Annotated in this window: 21 protein-coding genes; 9 read left to right on the top strand and 12 right to left on the bottom strand. The window is 41.0% G+C overall.

Features of this window, described 5'->3' with window-relative positions:
• The first annotated feature begins 56 nt into the window (after positions 1–56).
• From ACMUMK_RS13660 to ACMUMK_RS13630, 7 genes are all read left to right on the top strand, one after another.
• A complete protein-coding gene (locus tag ACMUMK_RS13660) occupies positions 57–461 on the top strand; it encodes a hypothetical protein (protein WP_414701703.1) in 405 nt (134 codons plus the stop codon).
• Between the two features lie 127 nt (positions 462–588).
• On the top strand, positions 589–1,971 hold the full coding sequence (locus ACMUMK_RS13655; RefSeq protein WP_414701702.1) for an imelysin family protein: 1,383 nt from the start codon (positions 589–591) through the stop codon (positions 1,969–1,971).
• A 111-nt stretch (positions 1,972–2,082) separates the two neighbouring features.
• Complete coding sequence (locus ACMUMK_RS13650) at positions 2,083–3,786, top strand: di-heme oxidoredictase family protein (RefSeq protein WP_414701701.1); 1,704 nt, start codon at positions 2,083–2,085, stop codon at positions 3,784–3,786.
• Positions 3,787–3,811: 25 nt separating this feature from the next.
• On the top strand, positions 3,812–5,266 hold the full coding sequence (locus ACMUMK_RS13645) for a di-heme oxidoredictase family protein (RefSeq protein WP_414701700.1): 1,455 nt from the start codon (positions 3,812–3,814) through the stop codon (positions 5,264–5,266).
• Between the two features lie 9 nt (positions 5,267–5,275).
• Complete coding sequence (locus ACMUMK_RS13640) at positions 5,276–6,469, top strand: imelysin family protein (RefSeq protein ID WP_414701699.1); 1,194 nt, start codon at positions 5,276–5,278, stop codon at positions 6,467–6,469.
• A 6-nt stretch (positions 6,470–6,475) separates the two neighbouring features.
• Positions 6,476–8,704 carry a TonB-dependent receptor family protein gene (locus ACMUMK_RS13635; protein WP_414701698.1) on the top strand — a complete coding sequence of 743 codons (2,229 nt, stop codon included), beginning with the start codon at positions 6,476–6,478 and terminating at the stop codon, positions 8,702–8,704.
• 32 nt (positions 8,705–8,736) lie between these two features.
• On the top strand, positions 8,737–9,837 hold the full coding sequence (locus tag ACMUMK_RS13630) for a DUF1513 domain-containing protein (RefSeq protein WP_414701697.1): 1,101 nt from the start codon (positions 8,737–8,739) through the stop codon (positions 9,835–9,837).
• Between the two features lie 9 nt (positions 9,838–9,846).
• On the opposite strand, the gene ACMUMK_RS13625 is transcribed toward ACMUMK_RS13630, so the two are convergent.
• The 8 genes from ACMUMK_RS13625 to ACMUMK_RS13590 form a co-directional block, all read right to left on the bottom strand.
• Positions 9,847–10,185 carry a DUF2834 domain-containing protein gene (locus ACMUMK_RS13625; protein ID WP_414701696.1) on the bottom strand — a complete coding sequence of 113 codons (339 nt, stop codon included), beginning with the start codon at positions 10,183–10,185 and terminating at the stop codon, positions 9,847–9,849.
• A gap of 174 nt (positions 10,186–10,359) precedes the next feature.
• Positions 10,360–10,713 carry a DUF2306 domain-containing protein gene (locus ACMUMK_RS13620; RefSeq protein WP_414701695.1) on the bottom strand — a complete coding sequence of 118 codons (354 nt, stop codon included), beginning with the start codon at positions 10,711–10,713 and terminating at the stop codon, positions 10,360–10,362.
• A gap of 41 nt (positions 10,714–10,754) precedes the next feature.
• A complete protein-coding gene (locus ACMUMK_RS13615; protein WP_414701694.1) occupies positions 10,755–11,267 on the bottom strand; it encodes a hypothetical protein in 513 nt (170 codons plus the stop codon).
• 91 nt (positions 11,268–11,358) lie between these two features.
• The gene (locus ACMUMK_RS13610) at positions 11,359–11,565 is read right to left on the bottom strand and encodes a hypothetical protein (RefSeq protein ID WP_414701693.1); all 207 of its coding nucleotides are present in this window, start codon (positions 11,563–11,565) and stop codon (positions 11,359–11,361) included.
• Between the two features lie 72 nt (positions 11,566–11,637).
• Positions 11,638–12,072 carry a hypothetical protein gene (locus ACMUMK_RS13605; protein ID WP_414701692.1) on the bottom strand — a complete coding sequence of 145 codons (435 nt, stop codon included), beginning with the start codon at positions 12,070–12,072 and terminating at the stop codon, positions 11,638–11,640.
• Positions 12,073–12,223: 151 nt separating this feature from the next.
• Positions 12,224–13,255 carry a cupin-like domain-containing protein gene (locus ACMUMK_RS13600; protein ID WP_414701691.1) on the bottom strand — a complete coding sequence of 344 codons (1,032 nt, stop codon included), beginning with the start codon at positions 13,253–13,255 and terminating at the stop codon, positions 12,224–12,226.
• Between the two features lie 293 nt (positions 13,256–13,548).
• Positions 13,549–14,061 (bottom strand): hypothetical protein, encoded by a 513-nt coding sequence (locus ACMUMK_RS13595; RefSeq protein ID WP_414701690.1) that lies wholly within the window; start codon positions 14,059–14,061, stop codon positions 13,549–13,551.
• 13 nt (positions 14,062–14,074) lie between these two features.
• The gene (locus ACMUMK_RS13590; RefSeq protein WP_414701689.1) at positions 14,075–14,350 is read right to left on the bottom strand and encodes a hypothetical protein; all 276 of its coding nucleotides are present in this window, start codon (positions 14,348–14,350) and stop codon (positions 14,075–14,077) included.
• 425 nt (positions 14,351–14,775) lie between these two features.
• On the opposite strand from ACMUMK_RS13590, the gene ACMUMK_RS13585 reads away from it, so the two are divergent.
• Positions 14,776–16,785, top strand: coding sequence for a serine hydrolase domain-containing protein (locus tag ACMUMK_RS13585; protein WP_414701688.1), 2,010 nt, complete (start codon positions 14,776–14,778; stop codon positions 16,783–16,785).
• A gap of 167 nt (positions 16,786–16,952) precedes the next feature.
• On the opposite strand, the gene ACMUMK_RS13580 is transcribed toward ACMUMK_RS13585, so the two are convergent.
• From ACMUMK_RS13580 to ACMUMK_RS13565, 4 genes are all read right to left on the bottom strand, one after another.
• Positions 16,953–17,210: a DUF3081 family protein gene (locus ACMUMK_RS13580; RefSeq protein ID WP_414701687.1), complete on the bottom strand. Its 258-nt coding sequence runs from the start codon at positions 17,208–17,210 to the stop codon at positions 16,953–16,955.
• Positions 17,211–17,310: 100 nt separating this feature from the next.
• On the bottom strand, positions 17,311–18,348 hold the full coding sequence (locus ACMUMK_RS13575) for a DUF1533 domain-containing protein (RefSeq protein ID WP_414701686.1): 1,038 nt from the start codon (positions 18,346–18,348) through the stop codon (positions 17,311–17,313).
• A 380-nt stretch (positions 18,349–18,728) separates the two neighbouring features.
• Complete coding sequence (locus tag ACMUMK_RS13570) at positions 18,729–19,778, bottom strand: PLP-dependent cysteine synthase family protein (protein ID WP_414701685.1); 1,050 nt, start codon at positions 19,776–19,778, stop codon at positions 18,729–18,731.
• Between the two features lie 60 nt (positions 19,779–19,838).
• The gene (locus tag ACMUMK_RS13565; protein ID WP_414701684.1) at positions 19,839–20,690 is read right to left on the bottom strand and encodes a putative RNA methyltransferase; all 852 of its coding nucleotides are present in this window, start codon (positions 20,688–20,690) and stop codon (positions 19,839–19,841) included.
• 174 nt (positions 20,691–20,864) lie between these two features.
• Between ACMUMK_RS13565 and ACMUMK_RS13560 the strand changes: the two genes are divergently transcribed.
• On the top strand, positions 20,865–24,155 hold the full coding sequence (locus ACMUMK_RS13560; RefSeq protein ID WP_414701683.1) for a S41 family peptidase: 3,291 nt from the start codon (positions 20,865–20,867) through the stop codon (positions 24,153–24,155).
• Positions 24,156–24,202 lie beyond the last annotated feature (47 nt).

Raw genomic sequence — 24,202 nt, 5'->3', positions numbered from 1 at the left:
ATTCCAATCGGACCTAACCTTAATGATAATTGTTATCATTAAGGTTAGGTCCGATTATGTCTTCAGAGTATTCTTTTGTTTTCTATTCTTTAGAGCTAGCAGTACGTTACGGCAGCAACAGCAGCGAAAGCCATGATGACATTGCCTGTTATGTCCACGTAGCCTTAGAAAGAGCAAGAAAACTTACCTGTATTAAAGCAGCTCGAACTGCACACTTGCGAATTGTTGATACTCTAATAGAAACCATGTGCGATACCTGTCATAACCAAAACTGGCGTATTCAGTGCCACCGGTATTTAAAAAAACTTATGCCTTTGATGTTTGAGATCCTTGACGAAGGAGACTATGCGAAGAAGACAAAAGAAATTGAAACCTTGTACAAATTTTTCGTCAGCCACGAACAACTTCCGAACAAAGACAAAGCAAACCTAAAAAGCCATTCATACCTTTCTAAGAAATGATACTTCAGAAACTTCATAACCTTACTTAGAATCAAGTTGACTAAAAAAGTTCCATATCCACTTGACATATTATTAACAAAACAGATAATGAAAACTATTCTCATTACTATAAATTTGGAATACTTCAATGAAAAAGTCTTCAATATCTTTGGCACTATTACTCGCTTTATCATTAACCGCTTGTATCGACGACGGTGAAGATGGGGTTGCTGGTGCTGACGGCGCAACTGGTGCTGACGGTACCGATGGTGTAAGTGTTTATGTTACCCGTGACGATGTTGTCACATCTAATGCTAACATTGCATACGCTGCCTATGCCGACTCTTTAATCTCTGCACAAAGCCTTCGTGATTCACTAACAACATTTGTTGCAGACCCTAGTGAAACAAACTTTGTTGCTGCGAAACAAGCATGGTTAGATGCACGCGAACCCTATGGACAAACAGAAGTCTATCGTTTTCGCGTAGGTCCAATTGACGCACTTACTACAGATGAGAATGGAGACTATGTATTAGGTGAAGAAGGCGATGGCCCTGAAGGACGCATCAACGCTTGGCCTTTAGGTGAAGCTCTTATCGATTACGTTGCAGCTGAAGTTGACGGCGATGAAGGTGAAGGATTAGCCGGCAGTAGTATCATTGAAGACACTGATTCTTACCCAAACATTACAGAAGATGTAATAAGTAGCTTGTTCGAGTATGAAGGCGAAGAAGCAAACGTAACAACAGGCTACCATGCCATTGAATTTTTACTTTGGGGTCAAGATTTAAACGCCGATTTATCTGGCAGTGGCGACCGTGATGCCACAGCTGGTCAACGTACTGTATCTGACTATTCAATTGTAAGTGGCGAATGTACTTCTGGTACAGAAATAGTAGCCGATGAAATTTGTGTTAGACGTGGTGAATATTTACTAGCTGCCGCTGAAATACTGATTGATGATTTAACCACAGTTGTTGAAGCTTGGGAGCCAGAGACAGGTTTCCATTACGAGAACTTTGTAGCAGGTGGCGATGACTCACTAGCCCTTATTTTCGAGGGAATGGGCCGCTTAAGTTTTGGTGAATTAGCCGGTGAGCGTATCAACATTGCTCTTACTACTGACTCACAAGAAGACGAGCACTCATGTTTCAGTGATAACACTCACCGCGACATTTTCTTAAATGCTAAAGGCGTACAAAATGCATTTAATGCTTCATATACACGTATTGACGGTGAAGTAGTTGAAGGTGCCTCACCTTACGATTTACTAGTAGTTGAAGGTGAGTTCGAACTTGCAAACAACCTGCGTTCAGCACTTGAAGCAACTATGTCAGCAGCTTCAGTTATTGACACAAAAGCTAAAACAGGTACTCCCTTCGATGTGTTGATTCAAGAAGGTATCAGCCAAGAAAATGTAGTGGCTGTTATCCAAGCGTTAGATACTCAAACCGGCTACATTGAAGACTCAATAGACGCCCTAAGTATCACAACTGGTGACTTGTATCAGGATACTGAAGAAGAGTTCTAACAGTAACTGATCTAAATTAAAAGTTAATATATAGAAAGGGGCCTAGTAGGCCCCTTTTTTAGTTAAATGTGTATAATAACGCTTCTTATTACTAATAGTACCGTCAACAGCATGAGTATAAGTTTAAATAGTTCTTTACCAAACCAAGCTAAGATTTTTGGTTCTCTCTTTATTAGTATTGCCTTAACTGCCTGTGGTGGCGGAGGAGGAGCATCTAACTCCAACGATACTCCTATTGTTATTATTGAGGAGCCTGAAGAGCCTGAGCTAGACCACAGTGGTTTAACTCCCGTTGAAAGCGATATCATTGATAATACAGAATATTTAGCAGGTGGTGACGTCACCCTTTTTGTAACTAATGATAAAGCATTTGAAACACGTCCAGATGCAATAGCCGACGACTTTACATTCGACAGTTTTTTCACTCAAGGCGACCACTTATTTAGAACTGCCCATGATGATTCTGGCCCCCTAATGAATAGCGATACCTGCCAAAGCTGCCACATAAATGATGGCCGTGGGGAAATATCAGACGATATAGACACTCCTTTTATCAGTACCCTAATCAAAATTTCAGATTCAGCAGGCAATGAAGATCCTATATACGGTGATCAAATTCAAATTTTTGCTGAGCAAAGTTTTAGTACCTCAGACTTAAGCGCCGGCATTGCTCAGTATGATGCCTCAATTAACGGAGACCAGCTTTTTGGCGAAGCTTACGTATTTGTAGAATACCAAGATATAAACGGCACCTACCCAGACGGTACTGCATTTACACTGCGTAACCCTGTATACAAAATAAAATCTCCTAGCTTTGGCCCGTTCACAGAAGATATTCAATTCTCAGTACGCATGGCACCTAGTGTGTTTGGTACTGGTTTACTAGACGCTATCCCAGCTGACAACATTTTAGCCCTAGCAGATGAAAGTGACAGTGATAATGACGGGATATCTGGCCGTGCATCTATGGTAACAGACGCCATAAGTGGTGAAACTGTGCTTGGCCGCTTTGCCTATAAAGCCCAAGCCGCAACTGTATTACAACAATCTGCAGCTGCGTACCGCGGCGATATTGGTTTAACCAACAGCCTGGCCACAGCTGAAAACTGCACCGACTTACAGCTTGCCTGTCAGGTATTAGCCGAACAAGAAGGTGAAGTTGGTGACGACTACGATGTATCGGATAGAGAATTAGCTTTAGTGGAATTTTACACCAGCGTATTAGGTGTTCCAGCAAGAAGAGGCTATGACAGCAACTCACAAACTTGGGATGCGGATATCAGTGAAGGAAGGCGTTTATTTTTTGAATCAGGCTGTATTGGATGCCATACACCACGTCATGTAACGGCAGATGCCAATGGCAGTGCACTGGGTGACATTCCCTTAATCGGAGACCCCGACCCTACAGATGCAGCAGACATCATTGAACCTTTGTCGAATCAAACTATTTACCCATATACAGATTTACTGCTTCATGATCTAGGCGGTAGTTGCGCTGTTACTCGCGAGTTAGCAGATGGCACATCATGTACCGAAGGCGAAGCCTGTTATTACGTACAACGCTGTGAAGGCCTAGCTGACGGCGTTGCACAGGGTGACGCTATTGGTAGCGAATGGAAGACTCCCGCACTTTGGGGCTTAGGTTTAGTACAAACCGTTAATTCAGATTCAACCTTTTTACATGATGGGCGAGCCCGAACCATAGAAGAAGCCATACTTTGGCATGGCGGTGAAGCTGAAGCAGCTAAAAGCAATTTCATGGAATTAGATGCAAGCGCCAGAACGCAAATGCTGCAGTTCTTAAGCTCTCTCTAAGTTAACTAGGTAACCTTTACTCACCATGCCTAATTTTCCTTTGCTACTTGTTGTGATTTTTGGTCTAAGTGCTTGTTCGAAGGCACCAGAGTTTGACCAGAGTGAGCTGACTCCTGCGGGAGAAATGACAGCCAAAAGGGTATCCCACCGTACCTATGTGGTTGAGGGCGAAGGCGTAGATTCCTTACAGAAACTTAATTTTTGGACCGGTTTTTCGTTGTTTCGAGACCCTTGGGTTATTGCACCTAGCTCAACAAAAGACAGAGACGGATTAGGACCTCTGTTCAACACTCGGTCTTGCATTAGCTGCCATTCTCGAGGTGGAAGAGGGCCAGCGCCAGAACAAGGTATTTCTAGCCCAACAGCCATGGTAATTCGGCTCGGTCTTAAAGACTCAGTGGACAAAAGCCTGAGCTTTCATGACACTGAAACCTTTAAAAACTACGGAGAGCAAATTCAACCACGGGCTATCAATACGATACATACAAGCCGTTTGCCTGAACCACTTACCCCCGAAGCTAAATTAAAATTAGAGTATGATTTAATAAAAGATACCTACCCAGACGGTACCCAGTACGAACTAAGAAAACCACATTATGAATTAGTTGACCTCGCCTACTCAGACATACCTGACTCAATTGGCCTATCACCTCGATTTTCTCCTATTGTTTACGGAGCGGGGTTACTTGATGCCATTTCCGAGCAAGACCTACTTGCCCAAGAAGATATCAATGATCTCGACCAAGATGGCATTTCAGCTCGATACAACCGTGTGCCTTTAATAAAACTATACTTGTCTAGTGAATTACAACCAGATGCCACAAAAGGGGTAGGACGATTTGGCCACAAAGCTAAACATCCATCTTTAGGACAACAAATAGCCGCGGCATTTCGAGATGACATAGGTATCACTAACTCTTGGTATCCAGAAGAATCTTGCACTCAAATCCAACACAAGTGCGCCATTGCGTCAGAGCTTGGCCAACATTCAAGCATAGAAATACCCGATAAATTACTCGCACTAGTAATAGATACCAACCAGTTTATGGCCGTGCCTCCAGCTCGTAATCTCACCTCAGAGAAAGCGCAAGCTGGGCGAGAAATATTCTATCAAGCAGGCTGCGCTACTTGCCATACGCCAAGTTACACCACTGCAGCCAACTATCCTGTTGCGGCCCTAGCCAACCAAAAAATATGGCCTTATACAGATTTAGCCCTTCATGATATGGGCCAAGGCTTAGCAGACGGCGTAACGGAGAATGACGCCTCAGGACAAGAATGGCGCACGCCACCACTTTGGGGCCTTGGTGCTCAAAAAATATTTAGAAAACAGCCTTTGTATTTACACGATGGCCGTGCACGCTCAGTCGAAGAAGCCATTTTGTGGCACGGCGGCGAAGCACAAAGCAGTAATACATATTTTAAAAAACTATCTAAAATCGAACGCCAACAATTGGTCGCGTTTTTAAACGCAATTTAGGAGCAGAACATGAACAATCAGCCCACAGCACAATTGAAAAAGCTATTTATTGCCACAACCATAGGCCTTACCACTTTACTCAGCGCTTGTGGTGGCGGAGGAGGCGGTGGTAGCTCTAATGGAGGAACAACTACCCCAGTAGTGGAAACACCTACCACAGACATCACCACTGAGTTTGGCGATTACCTAACAGACTTAGTAGATGGGCATATCATACCAAGCTATAGCGCTATGCAAACCCAAGCGCAAGCCCTTACTGATACAGCAACTGCGTTTTGTGCACTTAGCTCTCAAACCTCTGGCGACCTTAGTAATTTGCAACAAAGCTGGAGCGACTTCAATCAAAGTTGGCAAGCTATTCAATGGTTAAAAGTAGGCGCAATTTCTGATGATAATCGTATTTTTCGTATGGAGTTTTGGCCTGATAGCCAAGAAAAAGTACCAGAAGACGTAGATGACTTAATTGAAGATCATCAACAAATTACAGTGACGGCTGAGCTTATATCTGAAGAAAGTGTGACAGTTCAGGGCATATCGGCACTTGAGTATTTACTTTTTCCTGCAAGCACAAGTAATTCGCTATTAAATGCAGAAGACAAAGCAAAACGCTGTGAAATAACGGCCGCTATTTCAGAAAACTTACTCAACATGAGCACAGAAATTCTCAGTGATTGGCAAGCAACAGGAGGAAATTATCGCTCTGAAGTTATCAATGGCACAGGTGAATTTGATTCAGTGCAAGAAGTCATTGAAGAGCTAGTTACCACTTGGTTAGAACATATTGAAATAGTCGAAGACTCTAAAATAAATGAAATAGTCGGCACTGAATCACCGGGTAACCCAGAAAGTGCTGAACATTACCTAAGCGACGAGTCACTCCTTAGCATTGCCACAAACATCGACACCATTATGACTATATACACCAACGATGATGGCAAAGGCTTTGACGAAATCCTTACTGATTTTATTGAGCTAGCATCTGTAGATAATGACATTACCGCTTCTTTAACAAGTATTTCAGCGCAAATTACTCAAATCACCCAAGACTTTGACTCGTACGAAGCCGCTCTTGCCGATGACAATGGCCGAATTGCACTTAGTGATTTAGTTAATGAAATGCGAGAGCTAATAGATTTAATCGACATCGACTTTACCCAGGCCCTAGAAATCAGCCTTAACTTTACTTCTTCAGACGGCGACTAACTAACCATGCGAACGAACTTAACCCTATCGAGCATTTTCCCCTTATCAAAATATACCCTGGGGCTAATATCACTTTCAGTTTTGGCGGCAAACTTTAATGTTACAGCACAAGAAAACGCCTCAGACAAGCCAGAGAGCTTACAAGAGGTAATACAAATTTTTGGGCAAAAAAATGCATTAGAAACCGCCACAGGCTCAGGCTTTGTAGTGGATGAAGCTGCGCTAGAACAATTTGAGTTCGACGATATACACCGTGTATTGCAAAGCGTACCAGGAGTGTATATTCGTGAAGAAGACGGTTATGGCCTGCGTCCAAATATCGGGCTGCGCGGAGCCACCAGTGAGCGCAGTAGTAAAATAGCCTTAATGGAAGATGGCGTATTAATTGCGCCAGCCCCATACTCTGCACCTGCGGCTTATTATTTCCCCAATGTTTCTCGAATGACACAAGTAGAAGTATTTAAAGGCCCTTCTGCTATCAGTTATGGTCCAAACACAGTTGGTGGTGCCATTAACATGCAGTCTCGTGCTGTGGGTAAAGATAATACTGGCGAATTGGACATAGCCTTTGGGCAACAGGAATATGGTAAAATTCATGGTCACTACTCTAAAGAGATTGGCGACTTAGGAGTAATGGTAGAAGGTATACATTTAAGAGCTGACGGCTTTAAGTCACTACCTGATGATGGAAATACCGGATTTACCAAAAATGAAATACTGGGCAAAGCCGACTACGCATTTACCGAACTAGCTTACAATCAACAAGTACAGGTTAAAGTTGGCTATTCAGAAGAAGTTTCTTACGAAACCTACTTAGGCCTTAGTGATGAAGACTTTGCTGAAGATCCCTACCAGCGGTACGCTGCCAGCCAAAATGACAAATTTGATTGGGAGCATCTGCAACTTCAAGCCGACCATTACATGGAGCTGAGTCCAGATATCACGGTATTAACACAAGTGTACCGTAAAGACTTTAATCGTGACTGGGACAGGCTTAACAGTTTTGAGTCTAATCGCAGCATTAGCTCAATATTGGCATCTCCAGATGTTGGCTTAAATAGCCGCTTTTTATCTGTTCTCAAAGGTGAAGAAGATAGCCTAAGCGATTTTGGCGAAACCTTAAGTTTTACCTTAAACGACCGTACATTTTATTCCCAAGGTATACAATCCAAGCTTACGTGGGACAAAACCATCAACCAAGCTGAAATAAGCACAGACTTTGGAATACGCTTGCATCAAGACCAAGTAGAGCGACTTCATCGCGCTAGGTTCTTTAATATGGAAAGTGGCGAGTTAGTATTTGCAGGCCTTGCAGACGAAGTCATCTTAAACAACAAAGAAAATACCACTGCCATTGCTGCCTACGTAAACTCTAAGGTGGAGTACGGCAATTTACATACTTCATTAGGCTTACGGGTAGAAAGTATTGATGGTGAATCAAACGACTTCTTACTCAATACTCTAGACAAAAACAGCGATACTGTGGTGCTACCAGGGGCGGGTATTTTTTATCAATTATCTCCAGAGTTGGGATTACTAGCAGGAGTCAACAAAGGCTTTGTTCCTAATAGCCCAGGTGAAACCAGTGATATAAAACCAGAAGAAAGCTGGAATTATGAGTTTGGCTTTAGAGCAAACTTATCAACATGGCAAATAGAAGGCATAGGTTTTTACAACGACTACAGTAATCTAAAAGCAAGCTGTACCTTGTCTAGTGGTTGTACAGACGAGTTAGGCAGTGAGTTTAATGGTGGAGAAGTAGAAATATATGGTGCTGAACTCAGCGCCACCGGCCAATTCGAAATCGATAAAAGCTTACATATTCCTGTCAATATTGCGTACACCTATACTCAGTCAGAATTCCAGAGCAGCTTTGAGTCAAGCTTCTCCCAATGGGGTAACGTAACTGCGGGAGACGAGCTTCCGTACCTACCTGAAAATCAATTAAATATCCAAGTAGGTCTCGCAGGGGACAACTGGCAAGTAGATCTCGCTTATAAATATATCAGTGAAATGTCAGAAGCTGCGGGAACAGGCACAGATTTAGATGGAGTCAGCACTTCAGCACTTAGCCAAATCGACGTGGCGGCTTGGTATCAGATCAATCAAAGTCTGAAAATTTACTCTAAGTTAGATAACCTCACTGACGAGATTCAAATTGTGTCACGCCGTCCATTTGGAGCTAGGCCTAACAAACCTCGTCAATTCATAGTAGGAGCAAAATACAGCTTTTAATAAACAAGTTAAGCTGTAAACAGGTACAAAAAATGGCAATCAACCGCAGACAATTCATAGTAGGCGCCAGCCAAGTTGCAATAGCAACTTGGCTTCTCCCCGCCTGTACAAATTTAAAACCAGAACAATGGATAGTTAGCACCTGTAATGATCAAAGTGGCCAAACTATGGCAGCAGCCCTTGATAGCAAAGGCCAGATCATTAATACCGTAAACCTTCCAGCTAGAGGCCATGACTCACTTGCTCTGCCCCACAAACCTGGTCATGCATTAGTATTTGCACGGCGCCCAGGCAGCTTTGCTGTAGAAGTAGATTTTAGCTCTGGTACTATAGTCAAACAAATCCAAAGCCAAGCAGACAGCCACTTTTACGGCCACGGTGTGTTCTCAAGTGATTTCAAATATTTGTACACCACAGAAAACCTATACGATAAAAAACGTGGACTTATCGTGGTACGCGATGCACAAACCTATCAAGTATTAGAACGATACGAGTCCGGCGGCATTGGCCCACACGAACTAGCCCTAATGCCAGACAAGCAAACCATAGTAATAGCAAATGGTGGCATTGAAACCCATCCAAACCAGCATAGAAAAAAACTCAATATCGAAACTATGCAACCAAATTTGGCATATCTAGACCTCAAAACAGGACAAATACTTGGAAGCTACCAACCGCCAGACCATCAACTAAGCCTGCGACATTTAGACGTAGCAGAAAATGGCACAGTGTATGTCGGCGCACAGTACCAAGGCCATAAATCAAAACTGCAACCATTACTCTATTCTCACCAAGGTGAAAACCTATTGCGAGCTTTTCAAGCCGACCAAGCACAATGGCATAAAATGCAACAATATACCGCCAGTGTGTTAGTGAAAGACTCGTTACTTTGCGTAAGTTGTCCAAGAGGAGCCCACCTTAGCTACTGGGACACCCAAAGCCATAGGTTTACCTATCAACAAAAAATGCGTGATGTATCGGGCCTGGCTAAAACTAACAAGCAAATATATGCATCTACCGGTAGAGGGCAGCTAACAGCACTCCTTGATGATGAAATACTTACTAAGCAGCAATCCCAACACTCACTAGACATAAAATTTGATAATCACATGACAATCATAAACGGGGCTTAAGTTTAAAAATTAAGAAACTGAATGAGACTCATCTTGCCTGCTACTTTGCATAGCCGACTTAACATACAAATAGGCAGGTAAAGCACAGCTTAGCCCAACCGTTAGATTGATGATGATGAAAAATAAAGGTTTTGGATTAGATGAGTTTTTTGATTCGTTAAACATAAACAGCCAAAACACAAAAGAGCTAATAAGAAGATCAACACTAAACCCTGCAGCGGCCCCATTAACAAATAAAGACGTGACAAATAACGGAATATTTAAACCTTCTAACTGTATAAATTGAAAAAAATACAAGTAAGGAATAATGCCGCCTACTATGGCTAATATAAGATAGAGATTTTTCACTATGTGTGGCCTTTTAAATAACTGAAACTAAATTGAGTAACCATAGATAACCCACTGTAATGGTTAAGCTAACAACAAAGCCGAGATTTTTGACTCGCCAACATACTTTTGTCATATAGGCCACTAATCCCATGATAACCATAGTAAAATTGATAATCATGTAAAAGGCTATTACTAGTAAAGTACACCATAAAGAAACCTTCCTGGGGTTGTCATAGCAAAATAAGCTGAAATAACAGTACCAATATATGCCCCAAGCATACATGCCGAATGACGTCTAATATTACCTTTACGAATAGAAACTACCCCTACAGGAACACACAAAATAACCACAATAGAAAAGGTATGTAACCAACTTAGGGCACCTGTTGGCATAATGAAAAATGAGCTAATTGCCGTAACCAACATCAATACAGCCCAAAGTTTACCAATACCTTTATGAAGCAATGTTCCTTTTTCTAGAAGCAGGTTGATAGCACCAAGAAAGATTGATGGGATGACAGCGAAAAGGTGTATATAAATTTCCATATTAACTCTGAATAACTAGCATGACTGTTAAAAGCCAAAGCTTAAAGGGACTTACGCATTTTATCCACTAACTCAATACATGCCTTATACAACAACACTTCCATATCTTTATTATTATAAAGAGAACCAAAACCCCAAATGTGACTAAAACTAAATAGGTTACCAATAAATTCACGCCATGAAACGGATTGAGAAACGCTAAACGTTTGAATTGTTTTGTTTTCTTGGAGTTTATATAAGCGCGATACTAGCTTAATTTTAGGACGCCAAAATATCGGAACCTCAACTGTTCCATAGCCCACAGTAAACGCATCACCGCCATGTAAAGTTACTATTACTACATCCAATCCCATATCTGATTTTTTGGGCTCTGCAATAGATGAAGCACTATGCAAACAAAAAATTTCCTGTAACTCTTTGCGCATATGACCTTGTAACGAATTCCCAGTCATAGAAAAAAATGACTCTACTTTAGAAATTTTACTATCATTTACTACTGCTAATGAACCTAGGTATACATTAGGCTTTTCAGGCTTAAACCAATCTAGTAGCAACTTAACGTTCCTTTTTTGCTGGCAGCTTTTTACAACAAGTGTTTATGGCCTTGCATGTTAAGATATTGAATTTATCAACTCACAATGCATGTTACTTAACAATCCTAAACCCAATAAAACAAAAGCTAATACCAGCGCACACCATAAAGATTGACAGTGCGTTTATCAGGTTTATAGATAGCTCTGCTGCTTGCGAATAACTATTTTCTAAAAACAAGCCTCCAAGAACACTCCACCCAAGACCAAGAGCGACCATTAAATACTTGATAACCAAACGGCCCCAAATATCTAGGTTCATGTTAATGTAAACTCCTTCGTACCTGTAACACCTTTAATAAAAGTAATCCTGACTTAAAATCACAAACCATTCTTAAGCCTTAATTAAATCTATGGTTTTTAATTCTTCTTTTGTGAATAAGTTAAGCATGTGAACCATGATTTCTTGTGCATCACTAATCAAAAAAACATCGTATCCCTTGCCATTATTCTCCTCAATAATTGAGATGTATTGATGACAAATGGTTACTTTTTCTATCTTTTGAATATCAATATTTGACGTAAACACAGTCCCAGCACTTTTACACTCTAATAAGTTGCCATCCCGTTTAATGAGTTCATTTACTGAATTTTTTGCTTTGTATTTTTTAGATAATTTATAACACCAAGACAGCGACATCACTATGGCTCCAATACTAAACAACATATTAAGAGCATTAATTTGCTTGCTATAAATTAAGTACAAAAGCCCTGAGGTAAACAATGCGGCCATAAACAGGCTTAGTTTTGATAAAACATTATCTGACATATTCAAATCAATCCTTTATTTGATATTGGTAACTAACCTTAAGCACAGGTACAAGTGCACATCTATTTTGCTAAAGACTTGAAAACCGGATACCCGCTAGAATTAATGTATCCATTTTGACGACTTTATAGCTATTAGCATATTAGGCTTGCTAGCGCTGAAAATACCCTTTTAACTTAGCTCTGATAGTTTGCACCGTTTTAGGTGTAATTGGACCTAACAGACCAAGTTTATCCTTAGGAAGGTGGGCAGTGCTGTCTTCGTTTGCATCAAACACATAATAATCAAACATATCGCGCCAGTATTTTCTTTCGCTTGGCGATAAGTCACGAATCGAAAGAATGGCGTGATCTAGAGCTGGTGCTGGCAGTCCAAGATGTTTGGGTGAAATCCGCCACCAAAAATTGATTAACATATTGAAAGGCTCTAAGCCATCAACCTGATGCCACCACAATGGCGGCATATAAATGGCGTCTCCTGGTTCGAGCTCTGCTATTTGAGCAACCTCTAAAGCCTGTTTAAAACGGGGAAACTTATCAAAATCGGGCTGATTCAGATCCACCATAGATATAGTGCGTCCAGCAGGGGTATTATCTATTGGGCCTAAATACAAATTACGAAATTGGTCAGGGGGAAACACCACAAAACGCCTACGTCCACCAACCACACAGGCTAGGTTATAAGTGGAGTCATTATGTGGGGCGATTTGCGTCCGTGTGCCCATCCAAGCAAAACCATTAGCACTCTGTCCGCCAAGGTCAATAGGGTTGGCTTTGAGTAACCCCGGAAAATAAGAATCAAGATGTGCCGCCGCTACATAAAGACAAAGCTGCTCTACGTCATCCTCTGACGCTGCGATTCTTTTGAATATTTCACCTAAGTCCGCGTTCTGCATCTTAATATTCAAAGACATATCGTCATTATAGAAGACCCGACCGCGATTTTCCGGTGGCCCACTCGATACCATCACTGGCTTTTTATTATAAAAACCAAGTAAATAAGAACGCAGCGCATCAGAAGATTCTTGTGCAGCCTGAACCACAGGCCAGTCACTTACCATACCGCGCACTATATACGGCATTGGTGAAGTAAAATCAGCCTTTGCTAGGTTACCGGATGCGTCAAGTCGCTTTTCCGGCAAATGTGGCAGGCTATTAAATAGGTCGTTTGAATGAGTGCTCACGGCTAGTTGCTCTCCATTATTTGCGTGACTTTATTGTTTTTTTGTATCATGTATAAGTCTTAACGTTATGGCAGTCTAAGGTACTGATCTTTTTACAGTAGATGAAGCAGTTACCATACACTAGGTATAGTTGCGACTTAGTCATAATCATGGGCAAGCTTACAAGCCTAGTTGCAAATATAAGCTAAATGGCTTGAGTTTAATAACCCCCATCTAACTAAAATTCACGCCCTTACCTTAGTTTAATTTATCAACAGATTCAATGGTTTACCTAATTTGTGTCATAAGCGTTACTAGATTGCCGGGCAACTGGTACTATTTAAACTCTTTATCCTTGAATTAAAGCGACTCAATAGGGTTAAAAAATCCTGCGAAGGTGCTATTTCGCTCCTAAAAATCTCCCGAGCAGTATCTTCATCCCCGTGACTGTCTAATGAATTATATATTTCAACCTTGTCATAAATGGTCTTGTACTCGGGGTATTTGAGGCTTAGCTGTTTCTTTATGGATGGACTTAAGGTTAACCATTGATTCAATGGCTTATCTACTTGTATTTTTTCAGGAGCATCATCAAGGTAAATGCTAAATGCGACATAGCCTTGTTCAATAAGAGCTAACTGGGTATCTCTATAGCGATGGGTTATCTCCTCAAGCTCTGGGTGTTTGGCTACAATGACATTCGAGTAGTCATACTGCCACTGAGTTTGTAAATCTGCATATTCTTTATACTTTTGGTGCACACATTCATTGCCTCTGACACTGGAAGTAAAAAAGAATATGGCAACAAATAAAACCCAATATTTCATATAGACCTTAAGATTAGGTTTTTTCACTGTTTATCATGTGCTCTGTCCTCATGCGGTATCCCTCTTCCCATGCGACTAAGACGGCAAGTAAACCAGAGAAAAAGATAACTCCCATAGACATAGGAAGAAAGGTCACAAGTGACATAGCACCAATACTTTTACCTAAAAATGTTAAGCAAAACATCAATATTGAGAAAATAAAGAGCAACAAACCGATAACAGCCGTCGCTCTAGCAATAAAAAGTAAAAACCCCAAATGTGTACTCTGAATATTATTATAAGGTTTCATGCTCATCCTTGAGATTGGTTTAAGTAATAAATAACTATTAAACAAGCGCTTCACGCATGGCAGACAAAGATGGCAACGCTGCCCTGATTGCATGACTACCAGTGAGTTTACGAGAGATTTTATACAATCGGTATTTCCATACCTAACGAATATAAATTTTACCCGAAGATGTGTGATAACAATAACACTTAATCTAGCTTAGGGAAACCAACCGACTTTTTTAACTAATTGTTCAATTATTGGAAACGTCTCTTTTATCAATGGGCAAAGTCCATTGATAATCTAGCGAACTTACTAGATTGCAAATTAGTCTCAACCAAGTTACGCTCAAAAAACCACCACCTTAGCCATTTAGTAATAACTCGTTATTAGCAGTTAAAAGGTAGAGGGTTCTATTTCATTGTTTAGTTAAAGGAACAACACTCATGAATAAAGTATCGAGCCTATGCATTAATGTGATTTTACTATTGGCATTCAGCGCCTGCTCTAAGGTAGTTGATAAACAAGACTCAGAGCACCTATCCACTGCAATCGAAAAGCCGACTGCCATAACACTAGTATATAACGCCCCTAAAGATTGGGAGGTCGCAAATCAAAATGGTCTTACCGTTTACACTGCACCAGAACATGATGCAGCTATTGTAATAGCCGCCATCCCAGAGGCTGACAACGCCCTAGCTGCAGCCACATCAGCTTGGAAAACATACCAGCCTTCGTTTTCACGGGAGGTAAGAATAAACGCCCCCCAAGCCGTAACGGGAGGCTGGGAAGCAAGCAGAGAGATTGAGTACGTAACCTCTATTGCAGAAGAAAAGCTTGTTTATGCCTATGTATTTCAAGCTAACAATAGTTGGCAGGTTATTTTGTTAGATGGAAAGGTCGGCACCTTCCTAAAAAGACAAGCAGCAACTTGGGGCTTAATAGAAAGCGCAAGTGTAGAAGGATACACCCCAGAAGATTTATCAGAACGCCAAGCTCTTTCTTTAACACCAGAAAAGGTAGCTGAACTAGTTTCATTTGTAGAGTCATCAGCAAATTCACTAGATATTCCAGGAGTAGGAATAGCCCTAGTCGAAAACGGTAACGTTATTTACGAAGGTGGAGTCGGCATCAAAAATATTCACACTAAAGAGCCAGTGGATAAAGATACCCTGTTTATGATCGCCTCTAATACCAAAGGCATGACGACTTTATTATTAGCCAAATTAGTAGAAATGGGCAGGTTAAACTGGGATGACCAAGTAGTTACCCATTACCCAGATTTTAAACTAGGCGATGAAAAAACCACCCAAAGTGTATTAGTTAAACACTTAGTTTGTGCTTGTACAGGCTTACCCCGCAAGGATATGGATTGGATATTTAACAGTGGCCCTAACATCCCCGCATCTGCCACCTTTAATGACTTAGCACTAACAGCGCCTACTAGTACCTTTGGTGAGTTATTCCAATACAATAACCAAATGGCAGCTGCGGCTGGGTACATTGCAGCTCATATTTTGTACCCAGATATGGAGATAGGCGCGGCTTATGACAAAGCAATGGATGAATACATATTTGCTCCTTTAAAGATGCAGGATACAACTTTCTCTTTTGCTGAAGCATTGACAGGCAATGTTGCTTCCCCCCATGGCTTAGACTTATCTGGTAATACTCAGTTAATTAAACAAACAGCTACCGATGGCTTTAATCATACCGTAACCCCATATCGTCCTGCAGGTGCGGCATGGTCAAGTCCTAGCGATATGATCAAATATGTATATAACGAGCTGTCTACTGGATTAGCACCCGATGGCACTAGGCTATATGCAGCCGAGCCATTACTTAAGAGACGAGAGCCTACCGTAGCAACTGGCGCAGAATCTAGTTATGGAATGGGCCTCTCAAACGATAAAGTGAGTGGTATAGAAATAGTTGAACATGGCGGTAGTTTGGCTGGCTATAAGTCTAACTTTATAGCGATTCCATCTGCCAATGTAGGAGCGGTGATCCTTACCAACTCAGATGAAGGCTATAAATTAATTACACCATTCAAACGCCGTTTAATCGAACTTATGTACAATGCAGAGTTGCAGGCAGAAAATAAAATACGTGTAACAGTCGAAACTACACAACTTAATGCCGGGAAACTCCTAGAGGAGGTCACCTACCCGCCAGCTCCAGATATTATCAATAATCTAGCTGATAATTATTACAGCAAAGAGTTAGGTGAGCTTGCAGTCATTAAAGAAAATGAAGATGTATTACTAAACCCTGGCGTTTGGGAAACACATACAGGTACAAAAACCAACCCAGATGGCACAATTTCTTTGGTAATTATTGCACCTTTTTTTCTTGGTGGTGAACTGGTAATAGGCAAAGAAAATGGCTTGCGCACCTTATCTTTATTAGATGCTCAGCATTCATATGTGTTTAGGGAAGTACCAGGTAAGCAGTGATAACCGGTATTTAGAAGGCTCTAAGATCTTTATAGTAGAGCCTTCAATCAGGAGTAACAGTCGAAGAAGCAGTTACCTTTAAAATCATGTAACTGCAATATTTATCATCGCAAGTAATATTAATAACCAAAGCGATAGTTCTCGCAATTTAATCGAATAGCCACTAACTAATAATTCTGTTCTATTGCAGTCATCTTTTTCAAAAACTGCTCTAAATGCTCTTCTTTTTCATATTCAAAAGCATACTGATTGTGAAAACCAAATCGCAACATTACCAGAGCGTCTTCGATAAATAGGGTATAACCATCAAAGTCAGTAGAGCCTTTTAATCCACCTAAGGCATATTGTTCTTGTTGCTTTTCTCCGTGTTCTCGCATTTTATCAAATACTGACAACACGAATTTACTATCGATTTCATTTTTCATAGCAACAACTCCTTACTCCAGTAATACTAATATGGAGAGTTTTTGGTCAATTTCAAGCTTTGCTATAGTCAATCACAGGTAAAATATCAAGGGCACCTAACTATTCGGTAGATGAGTTAAAAGCTCGCCAGTTACTCTTAAAGTCTAAAGAGAGCTTATTGATGTTGACAGTAAAACGCCCTGTAGTCCCAATAAAACGGGTATTATCCCACTGCGGATTAGATATCAATGCCACAAGATTCGCTCCTGATTGAAACATGCTGCTAGGAACTGGGATGTTTTGCGGATTGCTCTGCCAATCTTTGGTTTCTAGTAACTTACCATTAATGTAAATTTGTTTAACTTGATGATTTTCACCTAAGCTAAAACTCACAGCTTTAGGGGTAGATGCAAAGTTAAAATACTTACGAACCAATAAGGCTTGCTCGTTCGGTTGTGACTCAAGAGCTGTTAACTTTACCGATGGCCAAGCTGAATCATCAAAATCTAACGCTAAAAATTCTTCTTTTATGGGGTTAGTGGCCACCTCTTTTACATCGGCTTGACCAATAATGATCCCGCTGACCACCTTTTTGTGTCTACCATTAGTAACAATCAGCTGAAATGGCCCACCGGCATTTTGACCTGGCATAGTCACCTGCCATTGCCCATCGCCTGCAGCTTGTACCCGAGCCATGGTATAGGTTGTTTTTTGTTTTGTAAGCTTAATATCTAATGAGCTTCCTGGTGCTGCAAGGCCATTGACCTTGATTTCTTCACCTGGCTGTATATGCATATCATCACTTAGCGCCGTAGACAAAACTAACGCTCCAGCAGGGTTACTAATTTCGATATTTTTCTGACCAATATAAATATCATTAACAAGGTCTACATGTTTTTGGTCTATCACTTTAAGTTGATAAGGCCCGCCAGGGCTTTGCTCGTTCAAAGACACATGCCAACTGTTGTCACTTTTTACAGTTACTCTAGCCATAGTAACTGTGACATTATTCCTCACTAACTTTACATCTATGGTTCGGCCTTTGGGACCTTGTCCACTAACGTCAATCGTTTTATAGGCGGGTAATGTCATCCCATCAACAAAATGTTCTGACAAAAAAGCAGTATCCATTTCAGCCCCATAAAGGTGACTTGGCATAGCTAAAAGGCTGCTCCAAAAAAATGGGATTAAAAAAAGGTGTACCCAACCAGATCCATTAGTTTTTTTGCCCTTATTGCACTGCATTTGACTTTTATCTCCATGAATATGTCACCAAGTTGAGACACTTGGCCTTTTTATTTTTAGTAAGTTGAAACGTTAAAATCGTCATTTGAATAAGCAATAACGCTGCTAAAGCAAACCAACAAGCTTACATAGCTCACGTTACAATATCTTGAACAAGCAAGCTTTGGGCCTAGACGAACCTAAATTAAAATGAATGCTTAAGCTAGAGCCAACAAGTGAGGGTTAGCTCGTAAAATCATTTTTTGCTGCTCAATAAAAATCTAAAAAAAGCTGTGGATAGGGGTAAGCACCTATCAATTTTGGTCTAACCACCACTCTAATGCTTTAGAGTCTGCTGTTAAATCTCCAATGTTTTGAGCTACCCAAGCTTGGTTGTAATAGGTATCTAAATAGCGTTCACCACTGTCACACATCACACTTACAATCGAGCCTGCTTGGTTATTGTCTAGCATGTCTTTGGCTAATTGTAATACTCCCCATAAATTGGCTCCTGTAGATGGGCCTGCCTTTCTGCCAATTAGCTTTTCTAACCAGTGAATGGTGGCAACACTTGCAGTATCCGGTATTTTTATCATTTGGTTAATCACGTCAGGTTGAAAAGACAATTCCACTTTGGGCCGGCCTATACCTTCAATACGGCTTGATTTATCACTCACAAGTGTTGTGTCTTTTGTCATGTAACTATCGTAAAAAACAGAATTTTCAGGATCAACCACCACCAGCTTAGTATTAAAACCTTGATACAGGATATAGCGGCCTAAAGTAGCAGAGGTGCCGCCTGTACCTGCGCTCATAACGACCCATTCTGGCACGGGATACCGCTCTCGCTCCATCTGTTGAAAAATACTCTGGGCAATATTGTTATTACCACGCCAGTCTGTGGCTCGTTCAGCATGTTTAAACTGGTCCATAAAATATCCACCTAGCTCGGCAGCTAAACGGAGTGATTCGCCGTGCATTTGTGATGCTGAGTCTACAAAGTGACACTGGCCGCCGTACATTTCTATTAATTTAATCTTACTTTGGGCTGTACTTCGCGGCATTACGGCAATAAAAGGTAAGCCTAACATTCGTGAAAAGTACGCTTCAGATACTGCAGTACTGCCCGAAGACGCCTCAATAATAGTAGTAGTTTGATTAATTTTTCCATTACACAGGGCGTACAAAAATAACGATCTGGCTAGCCTATGCTTTAAGCTCCCCGTTGGGTGAGTGCTTTCATCTTTTAGGTAAATATCAATATTAGCCAGCTTTGGTATGTCCAATTTAAATAAATGGGTATCAGCCGAACGGTGCAAGTCTGCATTGATTTTTTGAATGGAGTCTTTAACCCAGGAATTCATATGACCTCTGTTTTTAATGTTTGTTTTTGTATCTGGCTTTATTTTTTCTGACAAATCTGACTACTTTTTTATATACACTCGAATATCAAAATCGACTGTTACCGCTGTGACGTATTCAATAAGTTGCTGGCGCTTTTGTTCAGTAGCAGACCAATAATAAGGCGTCATCATGAGTAAATTTTCTACTTGGTTTTTACTAGGTAACTCAAGGTCAAAGTTTAAATTAAATTGCTGCTTCAGCAAAAAGCCTTGTGGTTCAAGAGGCTTAGCTTGATGTTGCGTAGGTGAGTCATACAAGGCAAACTTAAACTCTTGTAGGTGCTCACTAGCAGGATTAACAACTACCCATATACCTTTGTCTTTCAATACTCTATGGATTTCTAATTCGCTACTAGGTGCAAAAATCTGCAGCACACCATCTTGACTAGCGCTAGGCAAAGGTAAGTGAAAAGTACTCGCAACAGCATATTGCTGATTCAGATATTTTTTTGCTGCTTTTTGTATCGCAAACTTAGATATATCCACACCGCTGTAATGAATAGTCAAATTATCATTTGGCAAAGATAGGTGTTCGGCAAGCCAATTGAGGTAATACCCCTCGCCGCAACCCGCATCAAATATATTAATAGTTTCATCAAGCTCTGACGGCGATAAATGTAATTTAAACATTCCCGTAATAGTTTGCGCTAACGCCTGATAAAAACCTGACTCTAAAAAAGCCCTGCGCCCATTAACCATTTGTTTATTGTCACCGGGGGCTTTACTGTTTTTATTTTGGGCTAGCAACAAGTTTACATAGCCCTCTTTTGCTTTATCAAAACTATGGTTGTTCTCACAGCGCCATACATTCTGATGTAACACCAAAGCCGTTTGACAAGACGGGCATATCCACGAAGACAAGAGGTTACTCATAACACCTAATATTTACTAATAAATTCAATGGGTATAAGTGTAACACTATCACCAAGGTAGATTGACCATTCACTTTGACCTTTTTCTTAGGCGTTTCGTATAGAACAACCTTTTACTTTGTTTCGCAAATTGCGATAGTTAAAAGCTAAAAATTTATGATTCAAGGAAAGTATTATGTCTGCAATACGCCTCATTATGTGCGTTTTATGTATTACCTTTATGCAACAAGCTTGGGGCACGCCAGGTTATTACCGCTATCCAGCATTGCACGACAACACCTTAGTATTTACTGCTGAAGGCGACTTATGGAAAATAACTATTGGCGAACAATACGCCCAACGTCTTACCACTCACCCCAACGAAGAGCGCGAAGCCCATATATCAAATGATGGCAAGTGGGTTACCTTTGTTGCCAATTACACCGACTCTCCAGAAATATACATTATGCCTATTCAAGGCGGTATGGCAAAAAGGTTAACCTTCGAAAACGTCTCGGTTAAAAACCATGGCTGGAGCCCTGATGGTAAAGTAGTTTACAGCTACAATGGCCGTATTGGCCCTATGGGTAACTGGACCCTAAAACAGCTTGACCCAAATACCCTAGAAACCACTACTATTCCTTTGTCTGATGCCGTTGAAGGCACCATTGCCGCAGATAAAGTGCTTTATTTTGTACAATTTGGCTTACAGGTATCAACGGACAACGCCAGAGCCTATCAGGGCGGAGCCACAGGAGAGCTCTGGAAATTTAATGTAGACGCAAAAAAAGAAGCTATTCCCCTTAGTAAAAAACATAAAGGCTCTATTCGCAGACCTATGCTTACCCAAGACAGAATTTACTTTATTAGTAATCAAAGTGGCGTAGATAACCTGTGGTCTATGACCCTAAAAGGCAAAGACCAAACCCAACACACTCACTATAAAGGTTGGGAAATTCGCAGTGCCAATATTTATCAAAATAAAATCGTTTATCAACAAGGGGCAGATATAAAGTTATTAGATATCTCAAGCAATCAAACTAAAACATTAGACATTGCTCTTACCTCTGATTTTCCCCACCTTCGAGAGCGTTGGGTCAATAAGCCTTTAGACTATCTCACAAACGCAGCCCCATCAGCCAAAGGCAAAAAGGTAGTATTAACCGCAAGAGGCAGAGTCGCCATAGCCAATACCGATAGCTCCCGCTTAGTTGAAATAGCCACACCTAAAAACTCCCGTACCCGTAAAGCAGTTCTTAGCCATGATAATCAGTTTGTCTATGCCTTAAATGACAGCAGTGGCGAAATAGAAATTTGGCAATACCCAGCGGATGGCTCAGAAGGCGCAACACAATTAACCACAGATGGCAGTATATTCCGCTGGAATTTATATTTATCACCAGACGGTAAAACTTTAGCCCATGATGATAAAAACGGTGAGTTATGGCTACTCGACTTGGCGACTAAAGCGAATACCAAAATACTCACTGGTAACACAGGCAGTAACCCCATCGCCTCTTTAACTTGGTCAAAAGATCGCAGAATGATTGCCCTAACTTATAACGACCTTCAAGAAGATCGCAGTCAAGTGATGTTAATTGAGCTCTCTGAAGACCTGTCTGCAAACACTCAAAAATTACTTACATCAAATAAATATAACTCTTACTCTCCTGCTTTTTCAGACGATAGCCAGTGGCTATATTTTTTGTCAGACAGGGAGTTTAATAGTTTCCCAAGATCACCTTGGGGCGACAGAAATATGGGGCCAACCTTTGATAGGCGCACCCAAATATTTGCTATATCTCTTAAAGAAGATGCTAGTTTCCCCTTTAGCGACACCAATGAACTTAACTCAAGCCCCGATAGCGAACAAACCTCTAAACAAGATGAAACTGAAGAGACAACCCCAGCAGCAGATACATCTCCAGTAGACTGGGACGGTATACAAGCAAGACTATGGCAAGTGCCTGTTACATCAGGTAATTACTCTAACTTACAAGTAAATAAAAAGTACTTGTATGTGCAAGATACAATCTCAGAGCCAAATACTAAACCTTCGTTAAAGTCTATTGAGATCAAGCCTAAAACCAATATCTCGACTTTTAGTCGTGCAGTAAAAGATTATTCCCTATCAAATGGCGGCAATACACTATTCATTCAAAGAGCCGATAGCAGAAACTCGATGTACTTGGTCAAAGCCGCTGCTAAGTTTCCCGCTAAAACAACAGATGCTAGGGTACAAACAGCAGCATGGAAACTCGCAATCAATCCAGCCCTTGAATGGCAGCAGATATTTCACGATGCTTGGCTTATGCACCGCGACTCATTATTTGATAAAAATATGCGCGGCCTAGACTGGTCAGCAGTGAAGCAAAAGTATCAGCCTCTTTTATCACGCCTTACCCATAGAAATGAACTCAATGATATTTTTGAGCAAATGATGGGGGAGCTAAACGCCCTGCACTCACAAGTGCGCGGCGGAGATATGCCATATGATAAAGATGCTCCCAAACATGCATCTTTAGGAGCTGAGTACCAACAAACAAGTGAAGGTCTCAAAATCTCGCATATTTACCAAAACGATCCTGAGCTTATAAAAAGACTAGCGCCTTTAGCACGCCCTGATGTTAACGCCAAAATCGGAGATATCATCACAGCACTGAACGGTAAAGCGATTACCAGTAAACCAGACTTAGTTAAAGCCTTACAAAACCAAGCAGGAAAACAAGTACTGTTAGATTTAAAACGTGGCGATGAAACCATAAAAACAGTGGTAAAGGCTGGCAGCAATCGAGATGCTATATTTCAACGTTACTATGACTGGACCATCCACAACCAACAAAAGGTATTTGATACAGACCAAAACCTAGGTTATCTGCACTTGTATGCTATGGGTGCCAACGATGTTTCCACCTTTGCTAGAGAGTTTTATGCCCAATACAAAAAACAGGGCTTGATCATAGACGTAAGGCGCAATCGCGGTGGCAACGTGGACAGCTGGCTTATTGAAAAACTATTAAGACGCGCATGGTCTTTCTGGCAACCAGAAGAAAACAGCACCTATACCAATATGCAACAAACCTTTCGAGGGCATTTGGTGGTACTAGCCGACGAATATACCTACTCAGACGGAGAAACCTTCACAGCGGGTATAAAGGCCTTAGATTTAGGGAAAGTGATAGGCAAACAAACCGCAGGGGCAGGCGTATGGCTAACTGGCCGAAACAGACAATCCGACAAAGGTATGTCACGGGTGGCAGAATATCCTGTATTTGCACTAGATGGCCGTTGGATTACCGAAGGGCGCGGAATTTCTCCTGACATAGAAGTTAGTAACCTACCCCACGCAACCTTTAATGGTGAGGACGCTCAACTAGAAGCGGCAATAAAGTACTTACAAAAACAAATAAAGCGCAAACCTGTTAAGAAGTTACAAGCTAAGCCTTTTCCTAAGGTAGAAATCCCAGCAGACGATATTATTGATTAACTCTTAAACAACTAAACGGCCTTTGATGAGAAGAACAAAATAGATAA

The sequence above is a fragment of the Paraglaciecola sp. 2405UD69-4 genome, assembly GCF_047525415.1.
Lineage (GTDB): Bacteria > Pseudomonadota > Gammaproteobacteria > Enterobacterales > Alteromonadaceae > Paraglaciecola.
The sequence above is the reverse complement of the archived record's forward strand: the minus strand, read 5'-3'. Positions and strand labels throughout refer to the sequence as shown.